The 13736-nt window shown below is 41.6% G+C and carries 12 protein-coding genes; 11 read left to right on the forward strand and 1 reads right to left on the reverse strand.

What is annotated here, in order from left to right; translation table 11 throughout:
- Nucleotides 1-222 precede the first annotated feature (222 nt).
- Entirely contained in the window at nt 223-738 is a 516-nt protein-coding gene (locus FZC76_RS19295; protein ID WP_148989806.1) for a gamma carbonic anhydrase family protein, read from the reverse strand.
- A gap of 78 nt (nt 739-816) precedes the next feature.
- Between FZC76_RS19295 and FZC76_RS19300 the strand changes: the two genes are divergently transcribed.
- The 11 genes from FZC76_RS19300 to hppD all read left to right on the forward strand — a co-directional run bounded on the left by FZC76_RS19300 (nt 817) and on the right by hppD (nt 13678).
- Nucleotides 817-1764, forward strand: coding sequence for an NAD(P)H-dependent flavin oxidoreductase (locus tag FZC76_RS19300; RefSeq protein ID WP_148989840.1), 948 nt, complete (start codon nt 817-819; stop codon nt 1762-1764).
- A 268-nt stretch (nt 1765-2032) separates the two neighbouring features.
- Entirely contained in the window at nt 2033-3031 is a 999-nt protein-coding gene (locus FZC76_RS19305) for an ABC transporter substrate-binding protein (RefSeq protein WP_148989807.1), read from the forward strand.
- Nucleotides 3032-3064: 33 nt separating this feature from the next.
- On the forward strand, nt 3065-4087 hold the full coding sequence (locus FZC76_RS19310) for an ABC transporter permease (RefSeq protein ID WP_148989808.1): 1023 nt from the start codon (nt 3065-3067) through the stop codon (nt 4085-4087).
- Nucleotides 4065-4859, forward strand: coding sequence for an ABC transporter ATP-binding protein (locus tag FZC76_RS19315; protein ID WP_148989809.1), 795 nt, complete (start codon nt 4065-4067; stop codon nt 4857-4859). The genes FZC76_RS19310 and FZC76_RS19315 overlap by 23 nt, the downstream gene beginning before the upstream one ends.
- 1239 nt (nt 4860-6098) lie before the next feature.
- On the forward strand, nt 6099-6482 hold the full coding sequence (locus FZC76_RS19320; RefSeq protein ID WP_148989810.1) for a thioesterase family protein: 384 nt from the start codon (nt 6099-6101) through the stop codon (nt 6480-6482).
- 36 nt (nt 6483-6518) lie between these two features.
- On the forward strand, nt 6519-7655 hold the full coding sequence (locus FZC76_RS19325) for a Leu/Phe/Val dehydrogenase (protein ID WP_010193997.1): 1137 nt from the start codon (nt 6519-6521) through the stop codon (nt 7653-7655).
- 16 nt (nt 7656-7671) lie between these two features.
- Nucleotides 7672-8736, forward strand: a complete 1065-nt coding sequence (pdhA, locus tag FZC76_RS19330; protein WP_148989811.1) for a pyruvate dehydrogenase (acetyl-transferring) E1 component subunit alpha — start codon at nt 7672-7674, stop codon at nt 8734-8736.
- Nucleotides 8737-8768: 32 nt separating this feature from the next.
- Nucleotides 8769-9731 (forward strand): alpha-ketoacid dehydrogenase subunit beta, encoded by a 963-nt coding sequence (locus tag FZC76_RS19335; protein WP_187442158.1) that lies wholly within the window; start codon nt 8769-8771, stop codon nt 9729-9731.
- Between the two features lie 18 nt (nt 9732-9749).
- Nucleotides 9750-11003, forward strand: a complete 1254-nt coding sequence (locus FZC76_RS19340; RefSeq protein ID WP_187442157.1) for a dihydrolipoamide acetyltransferase family protein — start codon at nt 9750-9752, stop codon at nt 11001-11003.
- Complete coding sequence (gene lpdA / locus FZC76_RS19345) at nt 11004-12440, forward strand: dihydrolipoyl dehydrogenase (RefSeq protein WP_148989813.1); 1437 nt, start codon at nt 11004-11006, stop codon at nt 12438-12440.
- A gap of 119 nt (nt 12441-12559) precedes the next feature.
- Nucleotides 12560-13678: a 4-hydroxyphenylpyruvate dioxygenase gene (gene hppD, locus FZC76_RS19350; RefSeq protein ID WP_148989814.1), complete on the forward strand. Its 1119-nt coding sequence runs from the start codon at nt 12560-12562 to the stop codon at nt 13676-13678.
- The last annotated feature ends 58 nt before the right edge of the window (nt 13679-13736 follow it).

Here is a 13736-nt window from a genome sequence, read left to right on the forward strand (position 1 = left end):
ATCCCGTCTATGAGAACCTCTCTACTACTATTTTCTCGTCATCGAAGTCTTCATCCCGTCTATGAGAACCTCTCTACCCCTATTTTCTCGTCATCGAAGTCCTTCATCAATATCATGAATTCCTCTCTACTCCTTAATCCTTCTCACAGGGCTCCTCATCACCACAAACAAAAAACCGGGCCATCTAAATACTAGCCCGGTCCCACACGCAACTCCCGTCCCTCAATCTCCCAATTCCTCCAGATAATCTTTCCCTTTTTGCACATATGTATCAATCGATAGCTGTATAAGCTCCAAATCCTTGTCTGTTAACTCACGAATAACTTTTCCTGGAGACCCTACGACCAATGAACGTGGAGGAATCTTTTTACCGGAAGGAATTAAAGTATTGGCACCAATGATACTTTCTTCACCAATATCAGCTCCATCCAAAATAGTGGAACCCATTCCTACAATGCATCGCTTTCTAACTGTACAGCCGTGAAGAATGGCAGTATGTCCTACTGTTACCTCATCCTCCACCACCAAAGGAAATCCTTCATATAAATGCGCAGTTACATTATCCTGGATGCTGCATCTTTTCCCAATTGTTATTGGTCCTTCATCACCTCGAAGAACGGCGTTAAACCAAACGGTCGATTCTTCCCCAATGGTAACGTCACCAATAATTCGTGCGCCAGGTGCTACAAATACTGAATCATGAAGTTGTGGTTTCTTCCCACCAAAAGGATAAATCATTCATCACTCACTCCCAATTATTATTGTCTAAATATTAAAATTAGTATAACATTATTTTTACGAGGGGTGAAATAAATGATGAATAAAATACAAGAAATTCTCAACATAAACTTTCCGATCATTCAAGGTGGAATGGGAAACATCAGTAATGCGCCATTAACTTCAGCGGTCTCCAATGCAGGAGGTCTTGGTACAATAGGGGCAGGTACGATGAAGCCGGAAGACGTGGAAGAAATCATCAAACAAACCAAAAAACTTACCGATAAACCTTTTGCTGTGAATGTCGCGCTGTCTGTTTCTCCTTACACAAAAGAGGTATTGAAACTCATTATTAAGCACCAAGTTCCGGTTGTTTCCCTTTCCGCAGGGAATCCCGCTCCTTACATTCCAAAGCTAAAAGAAAATGGCATAACGGTCATATGTGTGGTTGCTTCACCAAAACAGGCAATAAAAGCAGAAAATGCTGGAGCTGATATTATTGTGGCAGAAGGTTATGAAGCTGCCGGTATCAATTCAAACCTTGAAACCACCACTATGACTTTGATACCACAAGTGGTAGAGGCTGTGTCCATTCCAGTAATAGCGGCAGGTGGAATAGGGAATGGAAAAGGGCTAGCTGCAGCTTTGGCCCTTGGTGCCTCTGGAGTGCAAATGGGGACAAGGTTAATTGCAACGAAAGAAGCACCGTTTCATAGTCATTATAAAAACTCCATCTTAGCAGCTGACGATCAGGGTACTGTCATTGTGGGCAGATCTGTCGGAAGGGTGAGGAGGGTTCTTCGTACTCCATATGCAGACCAGCTCCTTAAAAAAGAGCAGGAAGGGATTACGCTTGAGGAGTTTAATTTGCTGACTACCGAAGATCACCATATTAAAGGTGCAGTAGAGGGAGAGCTGGAACAAGGTTTTATCAACGGTGGTCAAATATCCAGTATCATAAATACGATACCAACTGTTAGTGAACTATTGGAGCAGATGGTGACAGAAGCAAAAGAGCAGCTTCATAAAGCCATGGCGCAATTTTAAGTAGCAAGAAACCTCTTATCCACTCAGAGGTTTCTTTTTTTATTTACAAAAAAGAAAAAGGGTTTTAGGGGAAAATGGCGTATTTATTGTAAAATAATATATTTATTTAAATTTTTCGAATATATTGACACTATTTGATTTTAGGTGGTAATATAACGTTGAAAAAACGAATAACGTTTTACTCATCATAGATAGACATATAATGTAAACGGTTTCAAAAGCTTACATAATTTTATGTAGCTTAAAAACATATATAAGGGGGATAAGAATGAAAAAATTTAAGATGAAATCTATTTTGGCTAGTATGGCATGTGCTGCGTTATTGGTCGGGTGCAGTTCCGACTCAACAAGCGGGGATGCAAAGGACGAAGTAGTGATTGGTGTTACCCAAATTGCAGAACATCCTTCTTTGGATGCAGCATTCGAAGGATTTAAGAAAGCATTAGAAGACAACGGCTACAAAGAAGGCGAGAATGTTAAATATGATGTTCAAAACGCCCAAGGAGATCCAAATAATAACAAGCCTATTGCAGATAAATTTGTAGCAGATGAAGTAGATATGATTTTTGCAAACTCCACTCCAAGTGCACAAAGTGCTTTGCAGGCAACAAAAGATATTCCAATCATTTTTACATCAGTAACAGATCCTGTTGGTGCCCAGTTAGTAGAGTCCTTTGAAAAGCCAGGGGATAACATTACAGGTACTTCAGATACACACCCTGATGCGATTGCCACTACCATTAATTTCATGGTGGACGAGCTTGGTGCGAAAAACATCGGTGTAATCTATAATACTGGAGAACAAAACTCCGTTGTTCAGGTAGAGGCTGTGAAAAGCCTAGTTGAAGAAAAAGGTGGATCCTTGGTAGAAGCATCAGTTTCTACATCTGCAGAGGTTCAGCAGGCTGCAGAATCTTTAATTGGAAGAGTAGATGCTATCTATATGCCAACTGATAATACGGTTGTATCAGCGATTCAGTCGCTTATTAGTGTGGCGACTACAGAAAAGATTCCTTTGTTTGCAGGAGATCTTGATTCCATGGAAGCAGGGGCAGTGGCAGCAAGTGGATTTAATTACTATGACTTAGGTTATGAGACTGGCTTGATGGCTGTTCAAGTTCTAAAAGGGGAAAAAGACCCTTCTGAAATTCCGGTATCCTATCCACAGAGTCTGAAGTTAACAATTAATACAGATGCTGCAGAAGCTCAAGGTTTGGAAGTGCAGGATGCTTGGAGTGAAATGGCAGAGTTTTATGATGAAAAATAAGAGTTTATAAGACAACGAGGAGATGATTCTGACATGATAACAGCAATTTTTGGTTCAGTTGAATTGGGAATCATCTACGCAATCATGGCCCTAGGGGTATATCTTTCCTTTAGGGTCCTTGATTTTCCCGATTTGACGGTAGATGGTAGCTTTGTAACTGGCGCTGCAGTTGCTGCGACAATGATTGTCAGCGGGTATAGTCCCGTTACAGCAACAGTGGTAGCGATGTTTGCAGGATTTATCGCAGGCTGTATTACCGGTTCCTTACATACGTTTGGAAAAATCAATCCACTTTTATCTGGTATTTTAATGATGATTGCTCTTTATTCTATTAATTTGCGAATAATGGGAAGGTCCAATGTGCCATTATTAAATAGTGATACTTTTTTCACCAACATCCGTTCCTGGTGGGGGAACACAGGAATAGATGAGTTTTTAAACAATATCTTTACATCTATTGGATTAGGCGGTTTCGTTCCGAGAACATGGGGAATTATCGTCATTATGTTGATTGTTACATTCGCGATAAAAGTTTTAGCAGATTTGTTTTTAAAAACGGAAATTGGCTTGGCTATCAGAGCGACAGGTGATAATAAGCGGATGATTCGAAGCCTTTCAGCCAATACAAGCGGACTAGTTATTCTTGGTTTGGGAATCTCCAATGCCATGGTTGCATTCTCAGGTGCATTGATTGCCCAGCATGGCGGGTATGCAGATGTTGGAATGGGGATCGGGATGATTATCATCGGCTTGGCATCTGTTATTATCGGAGAGGCCATTTTCGGTACAAGAACAATTGCATGGACCACTTTTGCTGTTATTGGTGGCGCCATCATCTATCGTATAGTCGTGACGCTTGCATTAAGGGTAGAATTCTTAGAAACAGGTGACCTGAAAGCCATAACGGCAACGATTGTTATTTTGGCACTTATCACCCCTAAATTCATTGAAAGTTATAAAGATAGAAAGCGGAAGAAACAGAAGCTGTTAAAGCTTGGAACTCTTCATTCTGCAAATGAAAAGGGGGATCAACGTGCTACACTTAACACAGATTAACAAAATCTTCAATGAAGGAACACTAGATGAAAAAAATGCACTTGATACCATCAACCTTTCTCTGAAAAAAGGGGATTTCGTCACCATCATTGGTAGTAACGGTGCCGGTAAGTCTACTTTAATGAATATGATTTCAGGAGTACTGACGCCTGATACCGGAAAAGTAGAAATTGATGGGCGCGATGTCACCTATATGGCAGAGCACAGAAGGGCAAAATATATCGGAAGAGTGTTTCAGGACCCGATGGCAGGAACGGCTCCGACGATGACGATTGAAGAGAATTTAGCAATGGCTTTTTCCCGGAATAAAAATCGCACATTAAAGATGGGCGTCACTAAAAAGAGAAAAGCATATTTTAAAGAAGTTCTGGAGACGTTGCACCTTGGTTTGGAAAATAGATTGAGTGCAAAAGTTGGATTGCTTTCAGGTGGGGAAAGACAAGCATTGTCCCTGTTAATGGCAACATTTACGGAACCGGATATTCTTCTTTTAGATGAACATACGGCAGCGCTTGATCCATCTCGTGCAGAATTGATCACCAACATCACAAAAGAAATTGTTGCAGATAAAGGGTTGACGACATTGATGGTAACCCATAACATGCAACAGGCACTTGATCTTGGGAATCGATTGATTATGATGGACAAGGGACAAATTATTTTGGAAGTAGGAGAGGAAGAAAAGAAATCTCTTACTATTGAACGTTTGTTAGCTGAATTCCAGCGAATACGCGGACAAGCAATGACTAACGACAGAGCATTATTAAGTTGATAATAAAAAGAGGGGAATGGCCTGGTCATTTTCCTCTTTTTTTATTGTTTGAGAAGATCAAATTGTGGATTGTCTTCAGAGTAATTCTTGATCGTCGTTGTGAAGACCTCAGAGACGAGGAGTCAGGAGTAGCGAGGTCCTCATCGCCACTATGAAGACCTCAGAGACGAAAAAACAGGAGTAGCGAGGTCCTCATCGCCGATATGAAGACCTCAGAGACGAGAAAACAGGTGTAGCGAGGTCCTCATCGCCGTTATGAAGACCTCAGAGACGAGGAGTCAGGAGTAGCAAGGTCCTCATCGCCGTTATGAAGACCTCAGAGACGAGAAAACAGGAGTAGCGAGGTCCTCATCGCCGTTATGAAGACCTCAGAGACGAGGAATCAGGAGTAGCGAGGTCCTCATCGCCGATATGAAGACCTCAAAGACGAGGAGTCAGGAGTAGCGAGGTCCTCATCGCCGATATGAAGACCTCAGAGACGAGAAAACAGGAGTAGCGAGGTCCTCATCGCCGTTATGAAGACCTCAGGGACTAGAAAACAGGAGTAGCAAGGTCCTCATCGCCGTTATGAAGACCTCAGGGACGAGGAATCAGGAGTAGAGAGGTCCTCATCGCCACTATGAAGACCTCAGAGACGAGAAAACAGGAGTAGCGAGGTCCTTATCGTCGTTATGAAGACCTCAGTGACGAGGAATCAGGAGTAGAGAGGTCCTCATCACCGATATGAAGACCTCAGGGACTAGAAAACAGGAGTAGCGAGGTCCTCATCGCCGTTATGAAGACCTCAGAGACGAGAAATTAGGAGTAGAGAGGTCCTCATCGTCACCACTATGAAGCTTATTGAAATAGTCAAAGACAATCGCACGCCTTCCACTTCAATCAACAAGAAAGCTACTTAAATTTAAGAGGTTATGAAAAGGCAACTTTAACTGGAGTAGATTAAAAAGCATTCATTTAACATTTATACATTTTTCAGCTGTGTATTGGAGCAAATAGCGGAGACTCCTGCGGGAGGGTAGCGACAGTGTTGAGACCCCGCAACGAATTGAGGGAGGCTCAAGCACCGTCCCGGGGAAAGCGAAGCCATTTGCGGAAAGGAACAGCGGTGATAAACCAATCAACTTAAATTTTTACCATGTATGATTGACTATTTATAAAATTTCTACAATTTATTGACGGTTCATTTAACGGAATGTTATTATAGCGTTGAATAAACGTTATACGTTTTGGGGTGAACACATGAAGCAGGAACTAACCATAGGTACGAAACATTCCATTCAAATCACCGTTACCAACAAAATGTTTGCCCAGTTTGAAGGGGAACTAGTGCATCCCGTGTATTCCACAGCAACGATGGTGTATCACATGGAGTGGGTGTCCCGCCAAATTATTTTAAAGGTTTTGGAAGAGACAGAAGAAGGAATGGGTGCAGAAGTTAAAGTAAAGCATCTGGCACCGGTAACAGAAGGAACCTTGTTGACGTTAGAAGCAACGGTAGTGGGTCTTAAAAAGAACTTCATCATCACAAAAGTCTTAATATTTTCTAAAGATCGAGTTGTTGGCGAAGGGGAAGTTACGCAAGTAATATTACCAAAAAGTAAAATCAACACAATGATAGACTAAAAGAATAATGGAAAAAGGGTGGTTGCTTTGACAAATATGAAAACGCTTACTTCAGAAGTTGGAGGAATGGAGATGTTCGATAAAATTCAACAACACCAACAAGTAGTTTTTTGTAATGATCCAGATACAGGGTTGAAGGCCATAATTGCGATACATAACACAACGTTAGGGCCTGCTTTGGGCGGATGTCGTATGCAACCATATCAATCAGTGGATGCTGCTTTATATGATGTTCTTCGGCTTTCAAAAGGGATGACCTATAAATGCGCAGCAGCTGACGTTGATTTTGGCGGGGGGAAAGCGGTCATCATTGGTGACCCGAATAAAGACAAAACTCCAGAACTATTTAGAGCGTTCGGTCAATTTGTCGAATCGTTAAATGGTCGATTTTATACTGGTACTGATATGGGCACTTCTCCTGAGGATTTCGTGCATGCCTTAAAAGAAACAAATTGTATTGTAGGTGTGGATGAGGTGTATGGCGGAAGTGGGGATTCATCTGTTCCAACAGCTCAAGGGGTTATATATGGAATTGAAGCGACAAACCTTACACTATGGGGTTCGAAAAACCTTTACGGAAAAAGTTATGCAATCCAAGGCCTAGGGAAGGTTGGGGCAAAAGTGGCAGAACAGCTAATGCATGCTGGAGCTGACATTTATGTATCTGACATCAATGAATTCGCCATTAACCAACTGGTCTCCAAAGCGAAAGAGATTGGAGCAGGTATCAAAGTGGTAGGCGGAGATGAAATCTACTCAGTTGATGCAGATGTGTTTGTACCGTGCGCCCTTGGAGGAATCATTAACGACCAGACGATAGAACAGCTGAAAGTAAAAGCGGTAGTAGGTTCTGCCAACAACCAACTAATCGAAAACCATCACTGTGCGATGCTGCAAGAAAAAGGGATCCTTTATGCACCTGATTACATCGTCAATGCCGGTGGATTGATTCAAGTGGCAGATGAACTATATGAACCAAACAAAGAACGTGTTCTTCGCAAAACTATGGCTATCTATAACTCTTTAATGGATGTATATAAAGAAGCAGAGAAAATGAATATTACGACGGTGGAAGCGGCAAATAATTTCTGTGAGCAAAGATTAGTAGACAGAAGCAGAAGGAACAGCTTCTTTACCCATTCCAAGCGACCAAAATGGTCGGTACGAGTTTAATAGAGGGGGAAATAAGGTGACTAATCAATTTCCTATCATTCAGATTATCGATAATCAAGGAAATATCCTTGATAACACATATGAAGAAAGAATCACAGAAGATCTTGCAAAGTCTATGTATAGACATTTACTTAGAATTCGTACATTTGACAAAAAATGTATTAGTCTTCAGCGACAAGGCCGCATCGGTACCTATGCTCCGTACGAGGGGCAAGAAGCTTCTCAAGTAGGGAGTGCGTTGGCATTAAAGGATGAAGACTGGCTATTTCCTTCTTATAGGGATCACGGTGCTACCATGACGTTCGGTCACTCCCTTCGCAATATTCTCTTGTTTTGGAATGGGAGAAATGAAGGGTGTATTCCGGCCAATGGCAAGAAAGTTTTTCCACCGGGAATTCCGATTGCCACGCAACTTCCACACGCGGTAGGTGCAGCCTATGCAGAAAAAAGAAAAGGAACGAATAATGCGAGTATCGTTTATTTCGGGGATGGAGCAACATCTGAAGGGGATTTTCATGAAGGGTTAAACTTTGCCAGCGTTCTGAAGGCGCCGGTTGTATTTTTTAACCAGAACAATCATTTTGCCATTTCTGTCCCTTTATCCAAACAAATGAATACCGAAACAATTGCTCAGAAAGCACTTGCTTATGATATGAGAAGCGTCCGAATTGATGGTAATGATGTTTTCGCCGTTTATTTTCATACGTTGGATTCATTAGAACAAGCAAGAAACGGGGAGGGGCCAACCTTAATTGAAGCGGTAACATGGAGATATGGCGCACACACCACTGCTGATGATCCAACCAAATATCGAGATCAATCTGAAAACGAGAAAAGACGCGAGAATGACCCTGTTCTTCGATTAGAACGCTTTATGAAAAATCAAGGCTGGTTTACAGAAGACTGGAAAGAATCAATGTTAGTAGAGCTTTCTCAAGAAGTCGATACTGCAATAGAAGAAATGGAGAATTTTCCAAAGGCAGATCCTTCTGACATGTTTGACTACGTGTTTGAAAAGCCGACATGGGGAATTGAGCAACAGAAAAAGGAACTTCTTCAACAGATGAGAGGTGAAGCATAGTGGAAACAGCATTGAAAACGAAAACATTGACTATGGTTCAAGCGATTACGGATGGACTAGATACTATGCTCCGTGAAAACGAACATGTACTTCTCATGGGCGAAGACATTGGGGTAAATGGTGGTGTTTTCCGGGCTACAGAAGGGTTGCAGCAAAAATTCGGCGAAGACCGTGTCATAGATACCCCGTTAAGTGAAGCTGGTTTCATCGGAGCTGCAATTGGGATGGCGATAAATGGTTTCCGTCCGGTTACAGAAATACAATTTCTTGGATTTATTTATCCTGCCTACGAACAAATTATGACCCATGCATCAAGAATCAGGGCTAGAACGATGGGCCATTATACCGTCCCAATGGTCATCCGTGCACCATATGGGGCAGGAGTTAGGGCACCAGAAATCCACTCAGATAGTACAGAGGCGATTTTTACCCATATGCCTGGTATTAAAGTGGTGTGCCCGTCAAACCCTTATGACGCCAAAGGATTATTGATTGCCGCAATCGAGGATCCAGATCCTGTATTATTCTTGGAACCGATGCGCTGTTATCGTTCTGTCAGAGAAGAAGTGCCTGAAGGAAAATATACGGTGGAGATCGGGAAAGGAAAGATTTGCAGGGAAGGCGAGGATGTCACCATTATTGCGTGGGGAGCTATGGTTCCCGTTGCCCTTCAATCTGCGAAGAAACTAGAATCTGAGGGTGTAAGTTGCGAAGTAATTGACCTTAGAAGCCTCTACCCAATTGATAAAGATATCATTGCAGAATCTGTACAGAAAACTGGTAGAACGGTTATTGTACACGAAGCGCATGCGGCAACAAGTGTAAGTGGGGATGTGCTTGCCATCATCAATGAAACATCGTTCCTCTATCAAAAGGCGCCAGTGGAGCGAGTAACGGGATTTGATGTGCCTGTTCCTTATTTCGGATTTGAAGACTACTACCTGCCAACTACTGACAGGGTGGTTACGGCAGTAAATAAAGTGATGAAGTTTTAGTAAAAGGAGGTTCAATGTATGATTGAGGTCAAACTTCATGATATTGGGGAAGGCATGACACAGGCTGATATTTTATCTTTTTTTGTTAAAAAAGGAGATAAGGTGAAGCCAGATGAGCCTCTAGTTGAGGTACAGACAGATAAAATGACTGCTGAAATACCGGCACCGCTTGCTGGAGTAATCAAAGAAATATTGGTGAAAGAAGGGGAAACCATACCCGTTGGCACCACTTTATTTTTGTTAGAAGCTGAATCGGCTGGAAAAGAGACAATAACTTCTAACAAAGATACACATTCAAACACTTCCACAAAAGCGACCGAAACAACAAGAGAGCATCAACCTCCAACAAAGTTGCATTCATTTAGAATCATGGCTGCCCCATATACAAGAAAGATTGCAAGGGACTCAGGAGTTGATATTGAACAGATTGAAGGGACCGGCCCTGCTGGTAGGATTACAGATGAAGATGTCTATAGATTCATAGAGAGTAAAGAGCAGCCTACAACTAAAGTGGAAGTGAAGGAACAGCCAGTCCAGCAAAGTCAAACTAAAACAGAATCTAGTAATCATCAAGAACCTTCTACGATCATTCCATACAGAGGACGAAGAAAACAAATCGGCAAGAAAATGGCACAGTCACTTCTCACAATCCCGCATTGCACTCATTTTGAAGAAGTAGATGTGACAAACATTTTAGAACTCAGGGAGATTTGGAAAAAAAGCAATCAAAGCATATCAGCAACTGCTCTATTTTTAAAAGCCATATCCATCGCCTTGAAAGATTATCCAATCTTTAATGCAAGATTGAACGAACAGGAAGAGACAATAGAGTTGATGAAAGAACATCATATAGGAATTGCGACAGATACAGAAGATGGCCTGATTGTCCCTGTAATCCGTAATGTGGAGAGAAAGTCACTAAAAGAAATTCATGTCAATTTAAAAGAGCTCACAAAAAAGGCACAGGAGAATAAGCTTTCCATGAAAGAATTGACTGGGGGCAGTTTTACCATCAGTAATGTTGGTCCTCTTGGAGGGAGTATTGGTGCCACACCAATCATTAATCAGCCGGAAGTGGGATTGATTTCTTTCCATAAAACCCAAAAGCGGCCGGTTGTAAATGAGCAGGAAGAGATTGTTATACGGTCTATCATGAACATTTCTATGTCCTTTGATCACCGTGTGGCAGATGGAGCGACAGCAGTCGCCTTTACAAACAGGCTGACTCAACTTTTAGAAGAACCAAAATTATTAATGCTGGAGCTGGTTTAAATGGTTGTAGGTGAACTTACTCAAGAACGTGATGTAATCGTGATCGGTGGAGGCCCGGGTGGTTATCACGCTGCAATCCGAGCGGCTCAGTTAGGGCGACAGGTTACCATCATTGAGAAAAACAAGCTTGGCGGCGTCTGCTTAAATGAAGGATGCATCCCATCCAAAGTACATACTGCAGCAGCTCAGGTCTTCCAACGGATGAAACCTTTTCAGCAGTTCGGGCTAGATACAAGCGGAGTTTCATTCGATTTACCAAGGTTACAGGAACACAAACAAAAGGTAGTGGAGCAACTGCTTCAAGGTGTTGTGGCATTATGTAAAGCAAATAAAATCGAGATCATAGAGGGAGAAGCTTCTTTTATATCCGCCAGTAAAATAGGGGTGGAGAATGGGCATCAATATGATACTTTCACTTTCAACGATGTAATTATTGCAGCCGGGTGCAATAAGAAGCCAATCGCTGAAATATCCCATCAAGCTCTAACACCAACTTCAATATGGAACCTGGAAGAATTGCCAAGTGAGCTTATTTTATATGGAAACGACGACTTCACCCTTGAAGTTGCAACCACATTTAACAGTTTAGGATCAAAGGTGACATGGATTCTTCCACCAGGTCAACATGAATTTACATTTGACCCTTCCATAAACAAAGAACTGCAGAGACAGTTAAAAAAGCAAAAAATAAAGCTCTATAAGGCCGATGCAACTCCTCAGTTTAGGTTCGGTGAGAATCAATGGGAAGTAGAATTGGAGCAGGGGAAGAATGAATCAGTTATGTTGGAAAGTTCACATCTTTATTGTGCGGAAGAAAGAAAACAGTCAACGGATTCACTTGGTGTTCAGCGTGCAGGCGTACATTTGACCGACGAAGGTTTTATAAAAATAAATAAAGCAAGCGGTACTAATGTACCATCCGTTTATGCCATTGGAGATATTACAGAAGGCCCTGCCTTGGCAGTTAAAGCGATTAAACAAGGGAAAGTTGCGGCGGAAAACATAGCAGGCCAACATTCTGAGTGTGATTTTACATTTCTACCTAGAATCGTTCAAACCATCCCACCGATTGCAACAGTCGGAATGACGGAAACAGATGCGATTGGAAATGGGTTTGAAGTGAAGGTAGGGGAAAGCACTCTCCAAACAAATGGGTATGCAAGTATTCTTGGACAAAAAGAAGGTTTCAGTAAGACGGTAACAGATGCGAAAACAGGATTGATTTTGGGTATTCATATGATGGGAGCCCAAGCGGTAGAAATGATTAGTACCGGAACACTTGCTTTAGAAATGGTAGCAAGACAAGAAGATTTGCTGTTTCCTTCCTACCCGCACCCGAGTGTAAACGAAAGCATGTGGGAGTCGGTGGAAGATCTAGAAGGAAAAGCAATTCATAAAGCCCCAAAAGCGACAAAACAAAAAGTAACTTCGTCATGATACGTTGGCGCGTCAAAGCATTCTAGCTTTAAACGAGACTCTTGCAGACTATGAAAATAATAGATTATATTATATTCAGAATAATAATATTTTTTAGATAAAAATCAGGAGGGGTATTTATGAACGTAGAAAAAACGATGCAAGTAAAAGATCAAGCAGAAGAAGTATTTCCAGTCAAAGATGTTGACTATTTGGAGATCTACACTGGTAACGCTAAACAAGCATCACACTTTTTTGCAACCACATTCGGATTTCAACCTATCGCCTATTCTGGATTAGAAACAGGCAACAGGGAGACGGTTTCCTATGTGTTAAAGCAACGTAATGTACGACTGGTCATTACAGGTTCCCTTAAACAGGATACAAAAATTTCTGAGTTTGTTAAAAAGCATGGAGACGGAGTAAAGGATATTGCGCTTGTCGTGGAAGATGTTGAGAGTGCTTACAATGGAGCGGTGGAAAGAGGAGCAATTGCCATTCAGCCACCACAAGAATTAACAGACGAGCACGGAACATTAAAGAAAGCGGTAATCGCTACATACGGGGATACCATTCATACATTGGTTGAACGCAAAAATTATAGTGGAGTTTTCATGCCTGGATTCAAAGCATACACGAACACTACACCTGTTAAAGATGCAGGGATTATCGGGATTGATCACGTGGTAGGAAACGTAGAGCAAATGGAAGAATGGGTTGCTTATTACGAAAAAGTGATGGGCTTTAAAGAAATGACGCATTTCACAGATAAAGATATTAACACAGAATATTCCGCGCTAATGTCTAAAGTAATGCACAATGGCGGCAGAATCAAATTCCCAATCAATGAACCTGCTGAAGGAAAAAGAAAATCGCAAATCGAAGAATACTTGGAGTTCTATAATGGTGCCGGTGTTCAGCATATTGCAATACTAACGGAAGATATTGTTCAAACAGTAAGCAAACTAAAAGAAAATGGAGTCGAGTTCCTTAATACTCCTGACACTTACTACGAAATGTTATCAGAAAGAGTAGGAGAAATTGACGAGGAGATTGCAAAGCTTCGCGAGCTGAGCATTCTGGTTGACCGAGACGATGAAGGTTATCTACTTCAGATTTTCACTAAACCTATTGTAGACAGACCAACTCTGTTTATTGAAGTGATCCAACGTAAAGGGGCAAAAGGCTTTGGGGAAGGAAACTTTAAAGCGTTATTTGAATCCATTGAAAGAGAGCAAGAATTAAGAGGAAATCTGTAAGCAAGTCACTAAGGGGAGGACCAGTTTCCTCCCTTTTTTATAGGAGGTAGATTTAAGC

Source organism: Sutcliffiella horikoshii, from assembly GCF_008180725.1.
Classification (GTDB): Bacteria; Bacillota; Bacilli; order Bacillales; family Bacillaceae_I; genus Sutcliffiella_A; species Sutcliffiella_A horikoshii_B.